This window comes from Rhizobacter sp. SG703, assembly GCF_012275445.1.
Lineage (GTDB): Bacteria > Pseudomonadota > Gammaproteobacteria > Burkholderiales > Burkholderiaceae_C > Rhizobacter.
The window spans coordinates 499,469-522,637 of sequence record NZ_JAAZQK010000004.1 but is presented as its reverse complement, the minus strand read 5'-3'; the positions used below and the strand labels follow the sequence as shown (position 1 = coordinate 522,637).

General features: G+C 71.8%; 20 protein-coding genes. 11 read left to right on the top strand and 9 right to left on the bottom strand.

The window, feature by feature from the left end; all coding sequences use genetic code 11:
- Positions 1–22: 22 nt before the first annotated feature.
- The 8 genes from FHT26_RS10600 to FHT26_RS10565 all read right to left on the bottom strand — a co-directional run bounded on the left by FHT26_RS10600 (position 23) and on the right by FHT26_RS10565 (position 7,584).
- Positions 23–688, bottom strand: coding sequence for a NapC/NirT family cytochrome c (locus FHT26_RS10600; protein ID WP_168560080.1), 666 nt, complete (start codon positions 686–688; stop codon positions 23–25).
- 13 nt (positions 689–701) lie between these two features.
- A complete protein-coding gene (locus tag FHT26_RS10595) occupies positions 702–1,181 on the bottom strand; it encodes a nitrate reductase cytochrome c-type subunit (RefSeq protein WP_168560079.1) in 480 nt (159 codons plus the stop codon).
- A gap of 16 nt (positions 1,182–1,197) precedes the next feature.
- Positions 1,198–3,693: a periplasmic nitrate reductase subunit alpha gene (napA, locus tag FHT26_RS10590; protein WP_168560078.1), complete on the bottom strand. Its 2,496-nt coding sequence runs from the start codon at positions 3,691–3,693 to the stop codon at positions 1,198–1,200.
- A complete protein-coding gene (locus FHT26_RS10585) occupies positions 3,584–3,964 on the bottom strand; it encodes a chaperone NapD (protein WP_168560077.1) in 381 nt (126 codons plus the stop codon). Before FHT26_RS10585 ends, napA begins: the two co-directional genes overlap by 110 nt.
- Positions 3,965–3,966: 2 nt before the next feature.
- Positions 3,967–4,125 carry a periplasmic nitrate reductase, NapE protein gene (locus tag FHT26_RS10580; RefSeq protein WP_168560076.1) on the bottom strand — a complete coding sequence of 53 codons (159 nt, stop codon included), beginning with the start codon at positions 4,123–4,125 and terminating at the stop codon, positions 3,967–3,969.
- A gap of 77 nt (positions 4,126–4,202) precedes the next feature.
- Positions 4,203–4,967, bottom strand: a complete 765-nt coding sequence (locus FHT26_RS10575; RefSeq protein WP_168560075.1) for a YoaK family protein — start codon at positions 4,965–4,967, stop codon at positions 4,203–4,205.
- 8 nt (positions 4,968–4,975) lie between these two features.
- Positions 4,976–5,773, bottom strand: a complete 798-nt coding sequence (locus tag FHT26_RS10570) for a response regulator (protein ID WP_168560074.1) — start codon at positions 5,771–5,773, stop codon at positions 4,976–4,978.
- Positions 5,770–7,584, bottom strand: a complete 1,815-nt coding sequence (locus tag FHT26_RS10565) for a PAS domain S-box protein (RefSeq protein WP_168560073.1) — start codon at positions 7,582–7,584, stop codon at positions 5,770–5,772. Before FHT26_RS10565 ends, FHT26_RS10570 begins: the two co-directional genes overlap by 4 nt.
- A gap of 214 nt (positions 7,585–7,798) precedes the next feature.
- On the opposite strand from FHT26_RS10565, the gene FHT26_RS10560 reads away from it, so the two are divergent.
- From FHT26_RS10560 to FHT26_RS10535, 6 genes are all read left to right on the top strand, one after another.
- A complete protein-coding gene (locus tag FHT26_RS10560) occupies positions 7,799–8,434 on the top strand; it encodes a hemerythrin domain-containing protein (protein WP_168560072.1) in 636 nt (211 codons plus the stop codon).
- 4 nt (positions 8,435–8,438) lie between these two features.
- A complete protein-coding gene (locus FHT26_RS10555) occupies positions 8,439–9,479 on the top strand; it encodes a trypsin-like peptidase domain-containing protein (RefSeq protein WP_168560071.1) in 1,041 nt (346 codons plus the stop codon).
- 135 nt (positions 9,480–9,614) lie between these two features.
- A complete protein-coding gene (locus tag FHT26_RS10550) occupies positions 9,615–10,742 on the top strand; it encodes an HD-GYP domain-containing protein (protein ID WP_168560070.1) in 1,128 nt (375 codons plus the stop codon).
- A 17-nt stretch (positions 10,743–10,759) separates the two neighbouring features.
- Complete coding sequence (locus FHT26_RS10545; protein ID WP_168560069.1) at positions 10,760–13,594, top strand: PAS domain-containing hybrid sensor histidine kinase/response regulator; 2,835 nt, start codon at positions 10,760–10,762, stop codon at positions 13,592–13,594.
- Positions 13,595–13,677: 83 nt separating this feature from the next.
- On the top strand, positions 13,678–14,436 hold the full coding sequence (locus tag FHT26_RS10540; RefSeq protein WP_168560068.1) for a winged helix-turn-helix domain-containing protein: 759 nt from the start codon (positions 13,678–13,680) through the stop codon (positions 14,434–14,436).
- A gap of 14 nt (positions 14,437–14,450) precedes the next feature.
- Positions 14,451–16,571, top strand: a complete 2,121-nt coding sequence (locus FHT26_RS10535) for a PAS domain S-box protein (RefSeq protein ID WP_168560067.1) — start codon at positions 14,451–14,453, stop codon at positions 16,569–16,571.
- On the opposite strand, the gene FHT26_RS10530 is transcribed toward FHT26_RS10535, so the two are convergent.
- Positions 16,528–17,325, bottom strand: coding sequence for a Crp/Fnr family transcriptional regulator (locus FHT26_RS10530; RefSeq protein ID WP_246867815.1), 798 nt, complete (start codon positions 17,323–17,325; stop codon positions 16,528–16,530). The genes FHT26_RS10535 and FHT26_RS10530 overlap by 44 nt on opposite strands.
- Positions 17,326–17,583: 258 nt before the next feature.
- Here FHT26_RS10530 and FHT26_RS10525 point away from each other — a divergent pair, with 258 nt between their 5' ends.
- From FHT26_RS10525 to FHT26_RS10505, 5 genes are read left to right on the top strand one after another with little or no spacing between them, the layout of a single operon-like run.
- Positions 17,584–19,044 carry a basic amino acid/polyamine antiporter gene (locus FHT26_RS10525; RefSeq protein ID WP_168560066.1) on the top strand — a complete coding sequence of 487 codons (1,461 nt, stop codon included), beginning with the start codon at positions 17,584–17,586 and terminating at the stop codon, positions 19,042–19,044.
- 17 nt (positions 19,045–19,061) lie between these two features.
- Positions 19,062–20,291, top strand: a complete 1,230-nt coding sequence (locus FHT26_RS10520) for an arginine deiminase (protein WP_168560137.1) — start codon at positions 19,062–19,064, stop codon at positions 20,289–20,291.
- 20 nt (positions 20,292–20,311) lie between these two features.
- A complete protein-coding gene (gene argF, locus FHT26_RS10515; RefSeq protein WP_168560065.1) occupies positions 20,312–21,310 on the top strand; it encodes an ornithine carbamoyltransferase in 999 nt (332 codons plus the stop codon).
- The gene (locus tag FHT26_RS10510) at positions 21,307–22,239 is read left to right on the top strand and encodes a carbamate kinase (protein WP_168560064.1); all 933 of its coding nucleotides are present in this window, start codon (positions 21,307–21,309) and stop codon (positions 22,237–22,239) included. The genes argF and FHT26_RS10510 overlap by 4 nt, the downstream gene beginning before the upstream one ends.
- Positions 22,240–22,282: 43 nt before the next feature.
- Positions 22,283–23,137 (top strand): universal stress protein, encoded by an 855-nt coding sequence (locus FHT26_RS10505; protein WP_168560063.1) that lies wholly within the window; start codon positions 22,283–22,285, stop codon positions 23,135–23,137.
- Positions 23,138–23,169 lie beyond the last annotated feature (32 nt).

The window sequence follows — 23,169 nt, the reverse complement described above, 5'->3', positions numbered from 1 at the left end:
GGCGGGCGCTGGGGCCGGGCCGTCAGCGTGCGGCGGCGGCGCCGCCGGCTTCGGCCTGCGCCGCCTGCCCGGCCTTCGGCACCTGCTGCCCCGGCGTGTCGGTCGGTGCCTCGCCGGGCGGGATGTGCGGCAGCCGGTGCGCGATGCCCTTGTGGCAATCGATGCAGGTCTTGTCCTTGCTGGCCAGGTGGGTCGAGTGCATGGCCTGCGCGCGCACGCTCTGGCGCGTGAAGTCCATCGAGTCGTAGTTGTGGCAGTTGCGGCATTCCAGCGAATCGTTGGCCTTGAAACGGGCCCATTCGTGGCGTGCCAGCTCCAGCCGCTTGGCCTGGAACTTCTCCGGCGTGTCGATGGTGCCGAACACCTTGCCCCAGACCTCCTTCGACGCCTGCATCTTGCGGGCGATCTTGTGGGTCCACTCGTGCGGCACGTGGCAGTTCGAGCACACCGCGCGCACGCCGGAGCGGTTGGTGTAGTGGATGGTGCTCTTCAGCTCGGCGAACACGTTGTCGCGCATCTCGTGGCAGCCGGTGCAGAAGGCCTCGGTGTTGGTGGCCTCCATCGCGGTGTTGAAGGCGCCCCAGAACGTCACGCCGGCGATGAAGCCAGCCAGCAGCAGGACGCCCAGGCTGTAGTGCACGCTCGGGCGGGCGAGGATGGTCCAGAAGCGGATCAGCAGGTGGCGCACGGCAGGCCTCCGGTCAGCGTTGGGGGGCGGCGGCGGCCTTGCGCAGCACCGTGTCGACGTCCTCGAAGGTGTTGGCCACCAGCGGACGCACCGGCTCCTGCGCCACGTGGCACTGCTGGCAGAAGTAGCGGCGCGTCGAGATCTGCGCCAGCACCTTGCCGCTGCGGTCGATGTAGTGCGTGACGCTCACCGGCACCGCCTGGCTGAATCCGGTGCGGGCGCGGGCGTGGCAGTCCAGGCACTTGTTGAAGTTGCGGTCGACCTGGTAGCCGTCGACCCGGTGCGGGACGATCGGCGGCTGCATGTCGTAGTTGCGCGTGCGGCGCTGGTCGTCGTTGACCGCATTGGCCAGCCGCGGCGGCACCGCGTTGTCGAGGATCGGGGTCGGGCCGCGCATCGCGTCCTGCAGCAGCGGCGGGGCCGCGGCGGCGGCCGCGCAAGCCAGCGCGCAGGCCAGGGCGCATGACCGCGCCAGCAATCGGAGTGCATTCATGGGTTCTTCCTGTGCCTCACGCCGCGGCGACCTTCGCGATGCGCACCGCGCACTTCTTGAAATCGGTCTGGAACGAGATCGGGTCGGTGGCGTCCAGCGTGACCTTGTTGATCAGCTGGCTGGCATCGAACCATGGCACGAACACCAGCCCGCGCGGCGGCTTGTTGCGCCCGCGCGTCTCGACCCGCGTGCGCATCGCGCCGCGGCGCGAGGCGACCTCGATCTCGTCGCCGCGCCGCACGCCCAGCGCCTTCGCGTCGTCCGGGTGCATGTAGCAGACGGCGTTCGGCACCGCGGCATGCAGCTCGGGCACCCGGCGCGTCATCGAGCCCGAGTGCCAGTGCTCCAGCACGCGGCCGGTCGACAGCCAGAACGGGAAGTCGCGGTCGGGCACCTCCGGCGGCGGCTCGTACGGCAACGCGAAGATCACCGCCTTGCCGTCCGGGTTGCCGTAGAACTGCCAGTCGCTGCCCGGCTTCACGTAGGGGTCCGAGCCTTCCTTGTAGCGCCAGCGCGTCTCCTTGCCGTCGACCACCGGCCAGCGCAGCCCGCGCACCTGGTGGTAGCGGTCGAACGGCGCCAGGTCGTGGCCGTGGCCGCGGCCGAAGCTCGCGTACTCCTCGAACAGTCCCTTCTGCGGATAGAACCCGAAGGCCTTCGCCTCGTCGTTCGCATAGCCGGCCTCGACCTGCGAGGCCGGGAAGGCGTTGACCTGGCCGTTCTCGAACAGCACCTGGAACAAGGTCTTGCCGCGGTACTCCGGCTTCTTCGCGATCAGCTCGGCCGGCCAGACCTCCTCGATCTTGAAGCGCTTGGAGAACTCCATCAGCTGCCACAGGTCGGACTTCGCCTCGCCCGGCGGGCCGACCAGCTGGTGCCAGAAGTGGGTGCGCCGCTCGGCGTTGCCATAGGCGCCTTCCTTCTCGACCCACATCGCGGCCGGCAGGATCAGGTCGGCGGCCAGCCCGGTGACGGTCGGGTAGGCGTCGGACACCACGACGAAGTTGTCGGGGTTGCGGTAGCCCGGGTAGCCTTCCTGCGTCAGGTTGGCGCCGGCCTGCATGTTGTTGTTGACCATCACCCAGTAGGCGTTGAGCTTGCCGTCCTTGAGCATGCGGTTCTGCAGCACCGCGTGGTAGCCGGGCACGTCGGGGATGGTGCCGTCGGGCAGCTTCCAGATCTCTTCGGCGTGCGCGCGGTGCTTGGGGTTGGTGACCACCATGTCGGCCGGCAGCCGGTTCGCGAAGGTGCCGACCTCGCGCGCGGTGCCGCAGGCCGACGGCTGGCCGGTCAGCGAGAACGGGCTGTTGCCCGGCGTCGCGATCTTGCCGGTGAGCAGGTGGATGTTGTAGACCATGTTGTTCGCCCAGACCCCGCGGGTGTGCTGGTTGAAGCCCATGGTCCAGAACGACATCACCTTCACCTTCGGGTCGGCGTACAGCTCGGCCAGCGCCTGCAGGCGGTTCTTCGGCACGCCGCTCAGCTTCGCGGTGTACTCGAGGTCGTAGGTGGCGACGAACTTCGCGAATTCGTCGAAGCTCATCGGCTTCGAGCCGCCGGCGGCGTTGGCGTTCTTCGCCGCCTTCTGCAGCGGGTGCTCCGGCCGCAGGCCGTAGCCGATGTCGGCGTTGCCGAGCTTGAACGTGGTGTGCTTCTCGACGAACGAGCGGTTCACCCGGCCGGTCGAGATGATGTAGTGCGCGATGTAGTTCAGGATCGCCAGGTCGGTCTGCGGCGTGAAGGTGAGGTCCAGGTCGGCCAGCTCGTACGAACGGTGCTCGAAGGTCGACAGCACCGCCACCTTGACGTCCTTGCCGGTGAGGCGCCGGTCGGTCACGCGCGTCCACAGGATCGGGTGCATCTCGGCCATGTTCGAGCCCCACAGCACGAACGCGTCGGCGGCCTCGATGTCGTCGTAGCAGCCCATCGGCTCGTCGGCGCCGAAGGTGCGCATGAAGCCGACGGCCGCCGAGGCCATGCAGTGGCGGGCGTTCGGGTCGAGGTTGTTCGAGCGGAAGCCGGCCTTCATCAGCTTCAGCGCCGCATAGCCTTCCCACACCGTCCATTGCCCGGAGCCGAACATGCCGACCGCGGTCGGCCCCTTCTCCTTCAGCACCCGCTTGAACTGCCGCGCCATCTCGTCGAAGGCCTGGTCCCAGGAGACGTGCTGGAACTCGCCGTCCTTCGCGTACTTGCCGTCCTTCATGCGCATCAGCGGGCGCGTCAGCCGGTCCTCGCCGTACATGATCTTCGACAGGAAGTAGCCCTTGACGCAGTTCAGGCCCTTGTTGACCTCGGCCTCGAGATCGCCGTGCGTCGCGACGACGCGGTTGTCCTTGACCGCGACGGTGACGCCGCAGCCGGTGCCGCAGAAGCGGCACGGGGCCTTGGACCACTTCAGCTCAGCGTTGTCCGTCGGGGTGGCCGTCAGGCCGGGCAGTGGCAGGCCGGCGACCGCAGCCGCGCTCGCCGCTGCCGTCTGCCGGATGAAGTCCCTGCGGGCGATCGGCATCGGAAATCTCCTCGTTCATCGAATCCAGGGTGTCGGCATGCTGGTAGACCAGCGCTGCCGACAGGACGCCATCGGTGCGTTGGATCTGCTGCACCTGCGCGACCATCTGCGCGGCGCCGTCGGCTTCCAGCGTGACGACCAGCTTGCCGTTGGCGCCCACTGCATGGACGACGGCCTGCGGCAGGGTCGACAGCGTGGCCGCCAGCGCGGCGGCGCGAGCCGGCGTCGAATGGACGACCAGGCTCGCGATGTGAAGTTCGGGGGGGTGCATGCTCAACTGCCGGGCGGGCCCGCGAAGAGCTGGTAGATCCACACGAGGAAGCCGTAGCCGCCGACGACGCCGACCGCCAGCACCGGTGCGATCACCGCCAGCGACACGAGCACCACGGTGCGCTCCTGCCGCTTCGTCGGGACGTCGGAAGCTTCGTTCATGTGCTCCCGCCGATCGGGCTTGTCGATTTCATCGGCACGAGGATAGGCAGGGACGCCGATCCGCGGCTTGACGGATGTCAAGCTTTCCGATGGCGCCGCCACCAGCCGACGACGTCGTCCCAGGCCGTCGGGACCGCCACCGCGCCGAGCAGCGCGGCCAACGGCACGGTCGCGACGTAGCCATGCCGGTTGAATCCCCACGCGCCGGCCACGCCGCCGCAGAAGAAGCTCAGCAGCAGCAGGCCCAGCAGGCCGAGGCGGTCGCGGTTGGCCTCCACCCGCAGGACCCCGTCGAGCGACCGGGAGCGGTTCCAGTAGGCCAGCTTCCCGAGTTCGATGCCGATGTCGGTGACGATGCCGGTGACGTGGGTGGTGCGGATCTCCGCCCGGGACAGCTTGGTGACCAGCGCGTTCTGCAGCCCCATCGTGAAACACAGCAGCATCACGGTGAGCGGCACGAAGTAGCTGCGCAGCTCCGCCAGCCGGCTGCCCAGCAGGCCGAAAGCCAGCAGCAGCGCGGCCTCCAGCAGCAGCGGACCGGCGAACTCGCTGTGCAACTGATGGCGGCGGCCGAGGTTCACCAGCAGCGCCGAACAGGCAGCGCCCGCGGTGAAGGCCAGCAGGGCGCCCAGGCCGGCCGCGACGACGTCCCACATGCCGAGCACCAGGTGGTCGGCCATCGCCGACAGGATGCCCGTCATGTGCGAGGTGTACTGGTGCACCGCCAGGAAGGCGCCGGCATTGGTGGCCCCGGCGACGAAGGTCAGTGCCACGCCCAGGTGCCGGTCGGCCTGGACCGAGCGCTGGCGGCTGCTGAGGCGGCGGGCGTATTGAAGGGGCATGGGGGCGTTCAGTGCTGCGGCAGGCAGGCTTCGATCTCGGCGAGCAGCACCTGCGGCTCCAGCGGGCGCAGCAGGTAGCGGAACGCGCCGAGCTGCAGGCCGAGCGTCCGCGAGGCCTCGTTCCAGTGCGTGGACGACAGGAAGATGAACGGGATGTCGCGCAGCTGCGCATCGGCCTTCACGTCGCGGATGAAGTCGAAGCCGCTGCCTTCGGACATGCCGACGTCCGAGATGATCAGCGCCGGCCGGTGCTCGCGCGCGAGCCGCAGCGCCTGCGCCGGCGTGTCGGCCGTCACGACGGTGTAGCCGTGCGGCTGCAGCAGGTCGCGCTTGAGCTGCAGGTTGACCTGCGAGTCGTCGAGCACCAGCACCGTCATGCCGCTCGGCGGCAGGCTGGTGTACGCCGGCGGCGGCTGCGCCGGGCCGTTGGCGCGCAGCGCCGCCGGCAGCGAGGCGTTGACGGCCTGGATGAAGGCCAGCGGCTCCAGCGGCTTCGCGATGTAGCCGTCGAAGCCCAGCGCCAGCAGCCGGTCGCGGTCGCCCACCATCGCGAACGCGGTCACCGCGACCAGCGGGGTGCCGTGCAGCACCGGGTCGGCCTTCGCCTCGCGCGCGAACCCCGGGCCGTCGAGCACCGGCATCTGGATGTCGCACAGGATCAGGTCGGGCCGCTCGCGGCGGGCGATCTCCAGCCCCACGGCGCCGTCGGCCGCCTTCATCGTCTCGAAGCCGAACGCGCGCAGCAGGTAGTCCATCAACTCGCGGTTGATCGCGTTGTCTTCGACGATCAGCACGCGCGCGCTCATGACCGCGGCAGCGACAACGTGAAGCGGCTGCCGCGCGCCGGCTCGCTGTCGAGCTCGATGCGCCCGCCCAGCAGTTCGGCCAGCTTGCGGCTCAGGTAGAGCCCGAGGCCGGTGCCTTCGATGCGGCTGCGCGCGGTCGCGCTGCCCACGCGCGTGAAGGCCTGGAAGAGCCGCGCCTGCTCGTCGGCGCCGATGCCCGGCCCGGTGTCGGTGACCGACAGCGACACGCCGCTCGCGGGTTGGCTGTCCAGCACGACGGTCACCGTGCCGCTGTCGGTGAACTTGACGGCATTGCTCACCAGGTTGATCAGGATCTGCTGCAGCGCGCGCTGGTCGGTGTCGACCGACACCTCCTGCGCCGGCAGCTGCACCAACAACCGCAGGCCCTTGGCCTCGGCCGCCGGGCGCAGCGTCGCGGCGACTTCCTCCACCAGCGAGCGGCAGGCGACCGGCTTGAACTGCATCTGCACGTTGCCGGCGTCGATCTTCGCGAGGTCGAGCAGGTCGTTGATCAGCGACAGCAGGTGCTTGGCGCTGGACTGCACCATCGCCAGCTGCTTCTCCTGGTCGGCGGTCAGCGGGCCCGGCAGCTTCATCAGCAGCAGCCCGGTGAAGCCGATCACCGCGTTCAGCGGCGTGCGCAGCTCGTGGCTCATCGTCGCGAGGAACTTGTCCTTGGCTTGGTTCGCGCGTTCGAGCTCGACGTTCTTCTCCTGCAGCGCATGCTCGACGCGGCGTCGTTCGGAGATGTCGCGGATCGAGCCGCTGACCAGCGTGCCGTCCTCGGTCTCCAGCGGGCTCAGGCTGATCTCGACCGGGAACTCCGAGCCGTCGCGCCGGCGGCCCTGCAGCTCGAGCCCGGCGCCCATCGGCCGCACCTTCGGGTCGGCGAAGAACTGCTGCCGGTGGCCCGGGTGCAGCGCCCGGAAGCGCTCGGGCACCAGCACCTCGATCGGCTCGCCGAGCAGTTCGGCGCGCGGGTAGCCGAACAGCCGCTCGGTCTGCGTGTTCACCAGCAGGATGCGGCCGTTGTGGTCGACGATCACGATCGCGTCGGGGGCGGATTCGAGCAGGCCGCGGAACTTCTGCTCGGCCTTGCGCCGGTAGGTCATGTCGCGGATCGCGCTCATGCCCATGCGACCGGCATCGGTCTCCAGCGGGCTCAGGCTGATCTCGACCGGGAATTCCTCGCCGTTCTTGCGCAGCCCGTACAGCTCCAGCCCGACGCCCATCTCGCGCGTGCGCGACTGCGCGAGGTAGCGCGTCAGATGCGCGCCGTGCGCGGCGCGGTAGCGCGGCGGCATCAATTGTTCGAGCACGCGGCCGGACAGTTCGTCGCGCCCGTAGCCGAAGACCGCTTCGGCCTGGCCGTTGACGAACACGATGCGGCCGATGTCGTTGACGATCACGATGGCATCGGGGGTCGATTCCAGCAGCTCGCGGTAGCGGGTGTCGATCAGGCGGGCGTCGCGGGCGACCTTCATGTGGGTCACGTCGGCCATGCTGTGCACATGGGACGGACCGCCCGACGCGTCGTCCAGCCGGCGCGACGAGGCGAGCACGTAGATCAGCGAGCCGTCCTTGCAGCGGCGCACCGCCTCGCGGCTGCGGCCGTCGTGCTGCGGCTCGGTCACGCCGGCCGGCAGCAGCAACTCGCCGAGCCGGCGTCCGATGGCCTCGTCGCTGCGGTAGCCGAACAACGCCTGCGCGGCGTCATTCCACCACGTGATGGTGTCGTCGGCCGCGGTCGCGGCAAGCGCCTCCGGCGAATCATGGGCCAGCCGTGCGGCCAGCAGCTCGGTCGTTGTCATTTCGCCTCCCCATCACCGGGACGGACCCGGCGCCCGATGCGTTGGGTTGTTCTGGTGCATCCCCCCCCGATTCAACTCCGCGCGGGCCGGTTGCGCAAGCCGAGGGGCATCGATTTCCGATCGACTTGCGTCGGATCGCGGAGTTGACGCGCATCAAGGCACATCGGCCGGCGCGGCGCGAAGCTGAAGGCCTTTCGTCGGCCGGGACCCTGCCATGCATCACGCTGCCGTGCGCGTCATCCTCGAAGAGCACAGCGCCATGTCGGCGATGCTGCGCTCGATCAGCCTGCTGCTGGCCGACCACCGGCGCCGCGGCAGCCTGCCGGATTTCGGCGTGCTGCGCGCGATGCTGTTCTACGTCGACGAGTTTCCCGAGCGCCTGCACCATGCGAAGGAGAGCGAACTGCTGTTCCCGCTGCTGCGGCGGCGCACGACCGAAGGCGATGCGGTGCTGGACCGGCTCGACCGCGATCACGCCGACGGCGAGCGCGCGATCCGCGAGCTGGAGCACGAGCTGCTCGGCTTCGAGATGATGGCCGACACCGGCCAGTTGAGCGTGCGCCGCGATCGCTTCGAGCAGGCCATGCTGCGCTACATCGACTTCTACCTGGCGCACATCCAGGCCGAGGAGGCCGAGGTGCTGCCGCTCGCCGAGCGCGTGCTGACGGCCGACGACTGGGCCGCGCTGGACAGCGCGTTCTGCGCCAACCGCGACCCGCTGGCCGGCCATGAACCGGATGACCACTACCGCCATGTCTTCAAGAAGATCCTGTGGGCCCTGCCGCCGCCGCTGGGCATCGGGCCGGCCATCGGCCACGGCCACTGCCACCGGCCGCCGGGCGGGCGCTGACGGGGTGCGTCGCCTGCTCGGCACGCTGCTGCTGGCCGCCGGGCTGGCCGGCTGCGCCGCGCCGTCGCCGTGGCCGTCGCCCGCGCCGGCCGCCGGCTTCGCGGCGGCGGTGAGCCGCGGCGGCGCGTTCGCGGTCGGCGTCTACGGCATCGGCGCGGACGATGCAGCGGACGCCGACGAGGCCTCGCTGCCGCGCGGCGACGAACTCGCGCCGTGGAGCACCGCCGAGCTGCCGGCGCGCATCGGCGCCGGCTTCTTCATCGACGAGGGCGGGGCGGTCGTGACCGCCGCGCACGTGGTGGCCGGTGCCGGCCAGGTGCTGGTGAAGCTGCCCGACCAGCGCGTCAGCCCGGCGCGCGTGCGGGCGATGGACCGCGACATGGACATCGCGCTGCTCGAGCTGGATGCGGCGCCTTCCGTGGCACCGGTGTTCGCGCGCTCGGCCGCGCTGCGCGCCGGCGACTGGGTGCTCGCCATCGGCGAGCCGTACGGCCTGAACCGTTCGGTGGTGGCGGGCATCGTCGGCGGGCGTGCGCGGCATTTCGCGGAGGACGGCGAGGTGCTGTTCATCCAGAGCGACCTGACGCTGAACCCCGGCAATTCCGGCGGGCCGCTGCTGGATGCCCGCGGCGCGATCGTCGGCATGAGCCTGCGCACCGTGGTCGGCCCGTACGGCACCTCGGGCGTCAGCCTGTTCATGCCGATCGAGGTGGTGCAGCAGGTGGTGGCCGAACTGCGCAGCGACGGTGCCGCGCCCCGGCCGCGGCTGGGCGCCGGCTTCGAGGACGTGTCGCCGCTCGCGGCCTGGCACGCCGGCCGCCCGGATGCGCGAGGGGCCTTCGTCAACGCGGTGGCACGCGGCAGCGTCGCGGCGTCGCTGGGCCTGCGCGTCGGCGACATCGTGGTCGGCATGAACGGCCGGGCCCTCGGCGACAGCGGCGACTTCGTGCGCGCGCTGCTGTCGTGGCGCACGCTGGCGGGCACGCGGCTGACGGTGTTCCGCGCCGGCGGCTACCTGGAGCTGCGCAGCGCGGCACCGCGCTGAGGCCGTGCGGTTCCGCACGCGGGCAGGGCACGCGGCCGCCCGGTCCGCCACCGCTTGACGCCGATCAACTGCCCGCCCGCGGCGAATGCCGAGACTGCCGCCACAGGTGCCGCTCCCGGCACCGGGAGCACCGACATGCGGCAGCCGACCGTGTTGATCGTCGACGACAACCCCGACAACCTGCAGGTGCTCGGCGAACTGCTGCAGGTCGACTACCGGGTGCTCGCGGCGCGCAGCGGCGAACGCGCGTTGCAGCTGGCCCGCCGGCATCCGGCGCCCGAGCTGGTCCTGCTCGACCTGATGATGCCGCTGATGGACGGCCACCAGGTGCTGCAGGCGCTGCGCGACGATCCCGCCACCTGCGACATCCCGGTGATCTTCGCGACCGCGATGGATTCCACCGACGACGAGCGCCACGGGCTGGCCGAAGGCGCGGTCGACTACATCACGAAGCCGCTGCGCCCGGCGGTGGTGCTGGCGCGGGTGCGCACCCACCTCGCGCTGAAGCAGGCGCGCGACAGCCTGCGCGACGAGAAGGCGGCCTTGCAGGCCGAGCTGCTGCTGCGCCGGCGCGAGAACGAGCGCATCCAGGACGTCGCGATGCGCGCGCTGGCGCGGCTGGCCGAGACGCGCGACAACGAGACCGGCAACCACCTGCTGCGCACCCAGGCCTATGTGGAGGCGCTGGCACGCCGCGCCGGCGGCCACCCGCGCTTTCGCGCCGAACTCGACGAGCATGCGATCGCGCTGATCGCCAAATCCGCACCGCTGCACGACATCGGCAAGGTCGGCATCCCGGACCGCGTGCTGCTCAAGCCGGGGCCGCTGACGCCCGACGAATGGGCCGTGATGAAGACCCATGCCCGGCTCGGTGCCGATGCGATCGCGCATGCGGTGGCCGACACGCATGCGCCGGCGCCGTTCCTGTCGTACGCCTGCGAGATCGCGCTGCACCACCATGAGCGCTGGGACGGCAGCGGCTATCCCGACGGGCTGGCCGGCGATGCGATCCCGCTGGCCGCGCGGCTGATGGCGGTGGCCGACGTGTTCGATGCGCTGATCTCGCGGCGCGTCTACAAGTCGGCGCTCGGCTTCGGCGAGGTGCGCTGCATCATGGCGGCGCAGCGCGGCCGGCATTTCGATCCGGACCTGCTCGATGCATTTCTCGCCGATTTCGACGCCTTCTGCACCATCGCGCAGTGCCATCCCGACGAACCGGAACCGGTGCACGACGGCGTGCCGCGCGAGCCGGTGGCGGCGTGATGCCCTCGCCCTTCCCCTTGCCCTTGCCCCCGGTCGCGCTGACCTTGCTGGCCTGCGGGCTCGCGCTGGCGAGCCTCGCGCTGCTGGCCGTCGAGCGCCGGGCGCTGCGCCGGCTGCAGGCCGAGAAGGTGGTGCTGGAAGGCCGCGTCCGGGCGCTCGGGCTGCTGCAGGCGATCGTCGACGGGTCGAACGACGCCATCTTCGCGAAGGACCTGGAAGGCCGCTACCTGCTCGCCAACCCCGAGGCCTGCCGCGCATTCGGCCGCAGCGCCGACGACGTGATCGGGCACGACGACCTGGCGCTGTTCCCGCCGGAGCAGGCGCTGCTGGTGCGCGGCAACGACCTGCTCGTGATGGCCGAGGACCGCGTGCGCACCTGCGACGAGGAGCTCAGCACCCGCGACGGCAGCGTCAGCTACCTCGCGACCAGGGGGCCGCTGCACGGCGAGGCCGGCCGGGTCGTCGGCGTGTTCGGCATCTCGCGCGACATCACCGCACGGCGCCGCGCGGAACGGGCGCTGCGCGAAGCCCATGAACTGGTGCAGGCGGTGGAGGATTCGGTGCTGGACCACATGGCGGTGCTGGACCACCGCGGCGTGATCGTCGGCGTCAATGCCGCGTGGCGGCGCTTCGCGGCGGCACAAGGCACGGATGCCGAACTGGCGGCCCGGGCCGGGGTCGGCATCGACTACCTCGGGCTCTGCCGCGCGGCCGCCCGCGCCGGCGCGCGGAGCGGCGCAGGGAGCGGCACCGGGGCCGATGCCGAGCGCGTCGCCGACGGCATCGCCGACGTGCTGGCCGGCCGGCGGGCGCTGTTCTCGCACGAGTACGCCTGCCACGGGCCGGGCGGCGCCGGCTGGTTCCACATGACGGCGACACCGCTGCGGGCCGGCCGCGGCGGGGCGGTGGTGGTGCATGCCGACGTGACGCAGCGCCGCCTCGCGGCCGATGCGCTGCGGCGCAGCGAGGCCCAGTACCGCTCGATGGTGTGCGCGCTCGACGAGGGCATCCTGATCGTCGGCTGCGACGGCCGCGTGCAGGCCTGCTCGCCGCAGGCCGAGCGCTTCTTCGGCATGGACCTCGCGCAGCTGCGGCAACCGGCCGCGCTGGCCGGCTGGCGCACGCTGTGGCCCGACGGCACGCCGATGCCGCGCGCCGCGCTGCCGATGCAGCGCTGCCTGCGCGATGGACAGCCCTGCCACGACGTGACGGTCGGCGTCGTGCCGCCGGGCGGCAGCCTGCGCTGGGTGCTTGCGCATGCCGAGCCGATGCGCGAGGAAGGGCGGCTCACCGCGGTCGTCACCTCGTTCACCGACATCACCGAGCGGCATGCGACGCAGGCCGAACTCGATCGCCACCGGCACCGGCTGGAGGAACTCGTCGAGGAGCGCACGCGCCAGCTGCAGCGGCTCAACCTGGCGCTGGTCGAGAGCGAGCGGCTGCTGGTCGTCTCGCGCGACAAGGCCGAGGCGGCCAACCACGCGAAGAGCGCCTTCCTCGCGAACATGAGCCACGAGATCCGCACGCCGATGAACGCGATCATCGGGCTGACCCACCTGCTGCGCCGCGACGTGCACGAGCCGGGCCAGGCGCAGCGGCTGCGCAAGGTGTCCGATGCCGCCTCCCACCTGCTGCAGGTGATCGACGACATCCTCGACCTGTCGAAGATCGAGGCCGGCCGGCTCGACCTGGAACGCACCTGCTTCTCGCTGCGCGCGCTGCTCGCGCGGGCGCGCAGCCAGGTGGCCGAACGGGCCCAGGCCAAGGGGCTCGCGCTGTCGCTCGGGGCCGACGACGACGTGCCCGACCTGCTGCACGGCGACCCGACCCGGCTGCTGCAGGCGATGCTGAACCTGCTCAGCAACGCGGTGAAGTTCACGTCGCACGGCAGTGTCGCGTTGCAGGTGCAGCGGCTGGCCGACCCCGCGGCGGGCGTGCGGCTGCGCTTCGCGGTGCGCGACACCGGCATCGGCATCGCGGCCGACCGCTTCGCGTGCCTGTTCGAGGCCTTCGTGCAGGCCGACACCTCGACCACGCGGCGCTTCGGCGGCACCGGCCTGGGCCTGGCGATCACGCAGCGCCTGGCCGCGATGATGGGCGGCGAGGTCGGCGTCAGCAGCGAACCGGGGCGGGGCAGCGAGTTCTGGTTCTCCGCCTGCCTGGAGCCGGCCAGCGCGGCGCTCGCCGGCCCGCCGGACACGGCCGCGCCGGCGGACCCCGGCCTGCCCTGTGCAGAGGCGGCGCTGCGTGCGCAGCAGGGCCGGCTGCGCGTGCTGGTGGTGGAGGACAACCAGGTCAACCAGGAGGTGGCGTGCGACGTGCTGCGGGCCGTGGGCATCGACGCGGAGGTCGCCTGCGACGGCGCCCAGGCGCTGGAACGCGTGCAGCACGGGCCGTTCTCGCTGATCCTGATGGATTTGCAGATGCCCGGCATGGACGGGCTGGAGGCGACGCGGCGCATCCGTGCGCTCGGCGACCGCACGCCGATCCTCGCGATGACCGCGAGTGCGTTCGACGAGGACCGCGCCGCCTGCCTGGCTGCCGGGATGGACGGCCATGTCGCGAAGCCGGTCGAGCCGGCCGCGCTCTACGACGCGCTGCGCCGGCACCTGGCCCTGCCGGTGGCCGGGCCGATCGGGCAGCCCGCGGCCGTCGCGGCCGGGGCGGTGCAGATGGCGGAGCTGGCCGCGTTGCTGTCGGCCGGCGATTTCGAGGCCCATTCGCTGTTCGAGCGATTGCGGCCGGCGCTGCTGGCGCGCTTCGGCGCGTCGCTCGGGCGCCTCGATGCCTGCCTCCAGTCGTTCGACGACGCCGGCGCGCTGCGCGCGCTGCACGAACTGGCGCCTGAATGACCGCGAGCGGGGCGATGTGCCGCGTATAGTGCTGCCGGGCGGCAGGGAGGCAGGCCGCCGACCGCGCAGCAAGGGGGCATTTCGTGACATCGCAGGGGGTTCCGCAGCACATCGCCGTGCTGGACGACGAGGTGGACATCACCCAGTTGCTCGCCAACTACCTTGGTGGCCAGGGTTTCCGCGTCTCGCAGGTCCACCAGGGCCGGGCGCTCGATGCGCTGATGTCGCTCGATCCGCCATCGCTGGTGCTGCTGGACCTCGGACTGCCGGGCGAGGACGGTTTCGCGATCGCGCGCCGGCTGCGCGAGCACCACCAGTGCGGGCTGATCATCATCACCGGCCGCGGCGATGCGGTCGACAAGGTCGTCGGGCTGGAGATCGGCGCCGACGACTACGTGACCAAGCCGTTCGACCTGCGCGAGCTGCTCGCGCGGATCAAGTCGGTGCTGCGGCGCGTCGCCGCCCCGGCGGTCGCCGCCGTCGCCGCGCCGGCCGCGGCGCCCGCGGCCGCGCAGGGGCCGGCCGAGCGCCTGCGCTTCCTCGACTGGGAGCTCGACCTCGCCGCGCGCCGGCTGGCCAACCGCGCCGGCGTCGAGGTGGCGCTGACCAGCGGCGAGTTCGACCTGTTGAGCGTGTTCGTGCGCCACCCGGGCCGCGTGCTGTCGCGCGACTTCCTGCTCGAAAGCACGCGCGGGCGCGAGGCGGCGCCGTTCGACCGCACGATCGACGTGCAGGTGGGGCGCCTGCGCAAGAAGCTCGAGGCCGACCCCGAGAGCCCGCAGCTGATCAAGTCGGTGCGCAGCGCCGGCTACATGCTTGCGGTGCCGGTGGTCGGCGCCTGAACGAGGAAGCCGCCATGCCACCGCACCGCCTGCCGCCGCCGACGCCCGAAGAAGGGCGCCTGTTCCGGTCGCTGTTCTCCGCCTATCCGGATGCGCTGCTGCTGGTCGATGCGCAGGGGCTGATCGTGCGGGCCAATCCCGCGGCCGCCGGGTTGCTCGGCTACCAGGTGGAAGAACTCGTCGGCCTGCCGGTCGATGCGCTGGTGCCCGACAGCATCCGCCCGCGCCATGCGGCCTACCGCGGCGCCTACGGCATGAGCCCGAAGCCGCGCCCGATGGGCACGCAGCTGGAGCTGACGGCGCGGCGCAAGGACGGCAGCGAGGTGATCGTCGAGATCGCGTTGAGCCCGGTGCAGGACGACGGCCTGCCGTTCGTCGTCGCGGCGATCCGCGGCATCGCCGCGTACCCGCGGGTGCAGCAGGCGCTGCAGCAGGCCCGCTACAGCGAGCACGTCGCCAAGCTCGCGCGGCTGGCCGTCGACACCCGCGATCCGCAGGCGCTGCTGCGCCAGGTGCCGCAGATCGCCGCCGAGGGGCTGCAGGTCGAGACGGCGGTCGTCTACCTGCTGGAGCCGAACTGCATCGAGTTCCGGCTCGCCGCCGGCGTCGGGCTGGAGGGCGACGAGGTCGAGGGGCGCCACGTGCCGAACCGGCCCGACACGCCGCCCGGCTTCGTGCTCTCGGAAGGCCGGCCGGTGGTGGTCTCCAACTACGCGCGCGAGACGCGCTTCAAGGTGCCGCCGGACTTCCTGGCGCGCGGCCTGGTCAGCGGGCTGGGCGTGCCGCTGTCCGAACGCGGCAGCATCGTCGGCGTGCTCGCGGTGCGCAGCCGCGAGGCGCGCCGTTTCGGCGACGACGAGCTGCGCTTCCTCGATTCGCTGTCCAGCCTGCTGGCCGCCAGCCTGCAGCGCGCGCAGACCGAGGACCAGCTGAACCATGCCCAGCGCATGGAAAGCGTCGGCCAGCTGACCGGCGGCATCGCGCACGACTTCAACAACCTGCTGACGGTGATCCAGGGCAACCTGCAGGTGCTCGAGTACGAGCCGCCGGTCGCCGACGAGCCGCGGCTGCAGCAGATGCTGGGCGCCGCCACGCGGGCGGCCAAGCGCGGCGCCGAACTCACCGGCAAGCTGCTCGCGTTCTCGCGCCGCCAGCGCCTGGTGCCCACGCGCGTGGAGCCGGCGTTGCTGCTGCGCTCGCTGGCCGACATGCTGCACCGCACGCTCGACGAGCGTGTGCAGATCGTCGTCGACGCGCCCGACGGATGCCCCGGCTGCCGCGCCGACCCCGGCCAGCTCGAATCGGCCTTGCTCAACATCGCGATCAATGCGCGCGATGCGATGCCCGACGGCGGCACGCTGTCGTTCGCCTGCCGCCCCTGCCGGCGCGTGCCGGCACCGCTGGTGGCCGAGCTGGGCGAGGCGGCACAGCGCGACGACGGCTTCGTCGAAATCAGCGTCTCGGACACCGGGCACGGCATGTCCGAGGCGGTGCGCGACCGCGCGTTCGAGCCGTTCTTCACGACCAAGGAGGCCGGCCGCGGCACCGGGCTCGGGCTGAGCACGGTGTACGGCTTCGCGAGGCAGTCGAACGGCGCGGTGGCGCTCGATTCGGCGCCGGGCGCCGGCACGCGGGTCACGCTGTACCTGCCGCGCTTCGATCTGCCGAGCCTCGCCGAGGCGCGGGGCGAGGCGCTGGCCGCGTTGCCGCCCGGCCTGCGCGTGATGGTGGTGGAAGACGATCCGGAGGTGCTGGCGGTGTGCCGCACCTTCCTGCTCGCGCTGAAGTGCGAGGTCACGGCCCATTCGAGCGCCGAGCCGGCGCTGGCCGCGCTGGAGCAGGCGCAGCCGATCGACCTGCTGCTCAGCGACGTGATCCTCGGCGCCGGCCTGCGCGGCACCGACCTCGCGCGCCGGGCGAAAGTGCTGCGGCCGGCGCTGGCGGTGCTGCTGATGTCGGGCTATTCGTCGGAGGCGATGGTCGGCGACGGCGTCGGCCTGCCGTGGGAGCTGCTGCGCAAGCCCTACTCGCGCGAGGAGCTGTCCGATGCGATGGTGCGTGCGATGGTTCGTGCGGACCTGCGGGCGGCCGTCACTGCAGCACCCGCGACGCCGGCGTCATCGCCGCCTGGATGAACGACGCGAGCGCCTCGGTGCTCGCGATGCACAGGTCGCGCCGGCCCTTCTCGGTGAAGCGGATCACGTTGCTGCGCGCCATGCGCGACAGCGCGCGGCTGACGCTCTCGAGCGTCATGCCGAGGTAGTTGCCGATCTCGGCGCGCGTCATGCGCAGCGTGATCTGGTCGGCGCGCAGGCCGCGCTGCGACAGCGACTCGGCCCAGTAGCGCAGGAAGTCGGCGACGCGCGCATCGGCCGGCAGCGTGCCCAGCGACAGCAGCGAGTCGCGGTCGCGCGAGATCTCGCGGCTCATCGCGGCGTGCAGCAGGCCGAGCAGCGCCGGCTGGCGGGCCGCGGCGAGCAGCAGCATGTCGTAGCGCACCGACCAGACCTCGCCGGTGTCCATCGCGATCGCATCGCAGCCGTACTGGCCGTGCGCGATGCCGTCGAAGCCCATCCAGTCGCCCTTGAAGTGCAGGCCGACGACCTGCTCGCGCCCGTCGGCCGCGACGTTCAGCGTCTTGAAGAAGCCGGAATTGATGATGTACAGGCACTGGAAGCCCTGGCCGCCCTGGAACACCGTGTCGCCGGCATGCACGATGCGGCGTTGCACCTCGACCGATTCGGCCAGCAGCTTCAGCGATTCGTTGACCCGGGCGCACACCGTGCCGGCATCGGGGCGGGCCATGCTGCGCGAGGGCGCCGGCAGGGCGGCCGTCATCGGCATCGACGGACGGCTGGCGGACTCGGCGTGCAGCGTGGCGGTGTGCATGGTGGGCTCCTGGGGGGGTTGTCGTGGAATGGACGAGAGCTTAGGAATCGCCTGTCAATGCAGCGCGACCAGGCGGGCTCGCTGGGTAACAGCCGGTGAACCGTCTGTATCCGGTCGGTATCCGGTCGGCATCAGGCGCGCCGGCGATGCGTGGCGCGGCGCCTGACGCGTCGGTGGCTTGACGGGCATCAAGGCCGGCACGGCCGTCCCGACTAGGCTGACTCCATGCCCGATCGAGGGCTTTTCCAGGAGATCGCCATGTCCACCGTCGTTGCCCTCCCGCCGTCGCGCAAGCGCCTGCCGGCCGCTGCGGGCGCGTCCGGCCGCGGGTTGCCGCTGGGGGCGCTGGCGAGCCTGGTGATCGGCTCGATGATCGGCTCGGGCGTGTTCTCGCTGCCGCAGAACATGGCGGCCGGCGCCGGTGCCGGCGCGATCCTGATCGGCTGGGGCATCACCGCGCTGGGCATGCTGTCGCTCGCGATGATGTTCCTGCAACTCGCGCAGGCCGAGCCCGACGTGGCCGGCGGCGTCTACGGCTACGCCCGGGCCGGTTTCGGCGACTTCATCGGCTTCCAGTCGGCCTGGGGCTACTGGCTGTCGGCGCTGATCGGCAATGCCGGCTACCTGATCGTGATCGTCGCGGCGCTGTCGAACCTGCTGCCGGCGCTGGGGCTGGGTGCGGGCAACACCGGGGTGGGCGTCGCGCTCGCGTCGGGGCTGCTGTGGGCGTACCACGCGCTGGTGCTGCGCGGCGTGCGCACCGCCGCCGCCGTCAACACGCTGGTGACGCTGTCGAAGCTGGTGCCGCTGCTGATGTTCGTGGCGCTGGTCGCGCTGGCGTTCAAGGTGCAGACCTTCTCGCTGTCGATGTGGGGCGATCCGAAGCTCGGGCCGGTGTTCGACCAGGTGCGCTCGACGATGCTGGTCACGGTGTGGGCCTTCATCGGCATCGAGGGCGCGTCGGTGTTCTCCGGCCGCGCGCGCAGTGCCGGCGACGTCGGTCGCGCGACGATGCTCGGCTTCGGCGCGACGCTCGCGCTGTACATGGCGATCACGCTGCTGTCGCTGGGGGTGGTGCCGCAGGCCGCGCTGGCGCAGATGGCCAACCCGTCGATGGCCGGCGTGCTGCAGCAGGTGGTCGGGCCGTGGGGCGCGGCGCTGGTGAACCTCGGGCTGCTGGTCTCGGTCGGCGGCGCCATGCTCGCGTGGACGCTGCTCGGCGCCGAGGTGCCGTACAGCGCCGCGAAGGAGGACGTCTTCCCGGCCGGCCTGGCCCGCGAGAACCGCCGGCAGTCGCCGGTGGCCGCGCTGTGGTGGAGCAACGGCATCGTGCAGGCGGTGCTGCTGCTGTCGCTGCTGGCCGGCAACGCCTACCTGGCCCTGATCAAGCTCGCCACCTCGACCATCCTGCTGCCCTACCTGCTGTGCGCGCTGTTCGCGCTGCGCCGCGGCACGGCCTCGCGCGGGCTGCTGCTGACCGGCGCGGTCGCGACGGTCTACAGCGCGTGGCTGGTCTACGCGGCCGGGCCGGTGTACCTGTTGTTGACCGCCCTGGTGTACGCGCCGGGGCTGGTGGTGCATGCGCTGGCGCGGCGGCGCCGGGGCCTGCCGGTGTATTCGGGAGCGGGCGAGCAGGTGGCTGCCGTGCTGCTGCTCGCGGTGGCGTTCGTGACGCTCTGGCTGATCGCCGGCGGCACGCTGGACTTGCAGAAGATCTGAGAGGCGTGGACAAGGCGATGAACTGGGGCGTGCATTCGGAAATCGGGAGGCTGCGCAGCGTGCTGGTGTGCCGGCCGGGGCTGGCGCAGCAGCGGCTGACGCCGGACAACTGCCGCGCGCTGCTGTTCGACGACGTGCTGTGGGTCGAACGCGCGCAGCGCGACTTCGCGCACTTCGTGTCGGAGATGACGCGCCGTGGCGTCGAGGTGCTGGAACTGCACGACCTGCTGGCCGAGACGCTGGCGCAACCCGAGGCGCGGCGCTGGGTGCTGCAGCAGCGGGTCGTGCCCGACAGCGTCGGCCTGGGCATGCTCGACGACCTGCAGGCGGCGCTTGCCGAGCTGCCGCCGGCGCGGCTGGCGGAGCTGCTGATCGGCGGCATGACCAAGTCGGAGCTGCCGTTCCGGCCGAACGGCCTGCTGGGCCCGTACCTGGACCTGCACGACTTCGTGCTGCCGCCGCTGCCGAACAGCCTGTTCACGCGCGACGCGAGCAGCTGGCTGTATGGCGGCGTCGTGCTGAACCCGATGTTCTGGCCGGTGCGCCGGGGCGAGACCTTGCTGAAGGCGGCGGTGTACCGCTTCCATCCGCGTTTCGTGAATGGCGGCTTCGAGACCTGGTGGGGCGGCGAGGTGCGCGACCACGGGATGGCGACGCTGGAAGGCGGCGACCTGATGCCGCTCGGCCGCGGCGTGCTGCTGGTGGGCATGGGCGAGCGCAGCAGCCCGCAGGCGGTGGTGCAACTCGCGCACCGCCTGTTCGAGCACGGCGCGGCGCGGCGCGTGATCGCCGCGCAGATGCCGCGGGCGCGGGCGGCGATGCACCTGGACACGGTGTTCACGCCGTGTTCGCGCGAGGTGGTCACCTATTTCCCCGAGGTGGTGGACCGCATGGTGTGCCACGAGCTCGAACCCGGCCCGCGCGGCGGGGCACCGCGCATCCGCACGCTGGCCGGCCAGCACCTGCTGGACGTGGTGAGCGCCGCGCTGGAGCTGCCGGCGCTGAATGCCATCGCGACCGGCGGCGACGACTTCGAGAGCGCGCGCGAGCAGTGGGACGACGGCAACAACGTGCTGGCGCTGGAGCCGGGCGTCGTGATCGGCTACGACCGCAACACGCAGACCAACCGGCGGCTGCGCGCGGCGGGGATCGAGGTGATCGAGATCCCGGGCGGCGAGCTCGGGCGGGGGCGGGGCGGGGCGCATTGCATGAGCTGCCCGCTGAGCCGCGACGCGGTGGTGTTCTGAACGCGCAGAGGAAACGCAACATGGCCTACAACCTGAAGAACCGCAACCTGCTGTCGCTCGACGAGCTGAACGCGCGCGACCTCCAGCACCTGCTGGAGATGTCGCACGAGCTCAAGCGCGCGAAGGCGGCCGGCACCGAGCAGCCGACGCTGCGCGGGCGCAACATCGCGCTGATCTTCGAGAAGTCGTCGACGCGCACCCGCTGTGCGTTCGAGGTCGCGGCGCACGACCAGGGGGCGCACGTCTCGTTCATCGGCCCGGGCGATTCGCAGCTCGGCGAGAAGGAGAGCGTGAAGGACACTGCCCGGGTGCTGGGCCGGCTGTACGACGCGATCGAGTACCGCGGCTTTGCGCAGCAGACCGTGCAGGAACTGGCCGCGCATGCGGGCGTGCCGGTCTACAACGGCCTGACCAACGAATTCCACCCGACGCAGGTGCTGGCCGACCTGATGACGATGCAGGAGCAGTGCGACAAGCCGCTGCGCGAGATGCGGGTGGCCTACCTGGGCGACGCGCGCTACAACATGGGCGATTCGCTGCTGCAGGGCGCGGCGCTGATGGGCATGGACCTGCGCATCGCCGCGCCGCGCGCGCTGTGGCCGGCGGCCGGGATCCAGGCGCAGTGCGAGGCGCTGGCGCGGATCAGCGGCGCGAAGCTGAGCTTCACCGAAGCGCCGTTGCAGGCGGTCGAGGGTGTCGATTTCATCTACACCGACGTCTGGGTGTCGATGGGCGAGCCGGAAGCGGCCTGGGCCGAGCGGATCGCGCTGCTGAGGCCATACCAGGTGAATGCGCGGCTGATGGCGGCGGCGGGGAACCCGGCGGTGAAGTTCATGCACTGCCTGCCGGCCTTCCACAACCGGGCGACGCGGCGCGGCGAAGAGATGTTCCAGCGCTTCGGCCTCGACGGGATGGAGGTGACCGAAGAGGTGTTCGAATCGCCGGCCTCGATCGTCTGGGACCAGGCCGAGAACCGCATGCACACCATCAAGGCGCTGCTCGTGGCGACGCTGGCATGAGGATCGTCGCAGCCCTCGGCGGCAACGCACTGATCCGCCGCGGCCAGCCGATGTCGGTGCAGGTCCAGCGCGACAACCTGGTGGCCGCCGCCCGCGCCCTCGCACCGCTGGCCGCCGACCACGACCTGGTGATCACGCACGGCAACGGGCCGCAGGTCGGCTGGCTCGCGCTGCAGGCCGCCGCCTGGCAGGACAGCCGCGCCGGCGCCGGAACCGACGCCACGCCGCTCGACGTGCTCGGCGCCGAGAGCGACGGCATGGTCGGGTACCTGGTCGAGCAGGCCCTCGCCTGCGAGCTCGGCGGCCACCCGATCGCGACGCTGCTGACCCAGGTGCGCGTCGATGCCGACGACCCGGCCTTCTCGGCACCGACCAAGCCGGTCGGTCCCGGCTACCGCCGGCCCGAGGTGCAGCTGCTCGGCGCGCGCGGCTGGCAGTTCGCACCCGACGGCGAGCTCTGGCGGCGCGTCGTGGCGTCGCCGCAGCCGCGGCAGATCGTCGAGCTGCCGGCGATCCGCCACCTGCTGAAGGCCGGCGTCGTCGTGGTCTGCGCCGGCGGCGGCGGCATCCCGGTCGTCGAGCGCGACGGGCTGCTGCGCGGCATCGACGCCGTCATCGACAAGGACGCCGCCAGCGCCTTGCTGGCCCGCGAACTGCAGGCCGACATCCTGCTGCTGCTCACCGACGTCGACGGCATCCAGCTCGGCTTCGGCACGCCGCAGGCGCACCGCCTCGCGGCCGCCACGCCGCGCTCGCTGCGGCGGCTCGAGCTGCCCGCCGGATCGATGGGCGCGAAGGCGCTCGCCGCGGCCGGCTTCGTCGAGACCACCGGGCGGCGCGCGGCGATCGGACGGCTCGACGACGTGGCCGCGCTGCTGGCCGGCACCGCCGGCACGCAGGTCACGCGCGACGAGACCGACCTCGGTTGAGGTGCATCAACACGCCGCGGCGGCAGCGGCGTACCTTGGCGGCATGTCGCAACGCCTTGCCACCGTGAACCCGGTCCGCTCGATCCTGATGCTCGCGGACACCTCTGCGCACACCGCGAACCGGCTGACGATCGCGCGCGAACTGGCCGAGCGGCACGACGGCGAGGTCACCGCGCTGTTCGCGGCGACGCCGCTGCACGCCGAGCCCGACGGCCGCTTCGGTGCCGTCGCCGGGGCGGCCGCCACGCTGGCCGAACCCGACACCCGCCAGCGCGCGCGCGAACGGCTGTTGCAGGACCTCACCGGCGGCGAGGAACTCTCGCGCGTGCGCTGGGCCGAGGTCGTGCGCGAGCCGGTGCTGCAGGCCGTCGTCCAGCATGCGCTGTGCACCGACCTGCTGGTGCTCGGCCAGCGCGACCCGTCGACCGTCGGACACGACCTGCCGGCCGGCTTCACCGAATCGCTGCTGATCGAGAGCGGCAAGCCCGCGCTGATCGTGCCCGACCGCGGCATCGCGAGTTCCGCGCCCGACTGCGTGCTGGTCGCGTGGAAGCCGTCGCGCGAAGCCGCCCGCGCCGTGGCCGCCGCGCTGCCGTTCCTCGCGCAGGCGCGCGAGGTGCACGTGGCGAGCTGGTCGCGCGCCGCCGTCGTCGGCGCTGCCGGCGGCCTGGACATCGTCGGCCACCTGAAGGCCCACGGCATCGCGCCCGTCATGCACCAGCGCGGCTACGAGCCGCGCTCGATCGGCGACGAACTGGCGGCGCTGGCCGCCGAGGTCGGCGCGCAGTGGCTGGTGATGGGCTGCTACGGCCACGGCCGGCTGCGCGAGCAGGTGCTCGGCGGCGCGACCCGTTCGCTGATGCACACCGCGCGGCTGCCGCTGCTGATGGTGCACTGAGTCCGACACCCTTCCACCACCCCAAGGAGAGA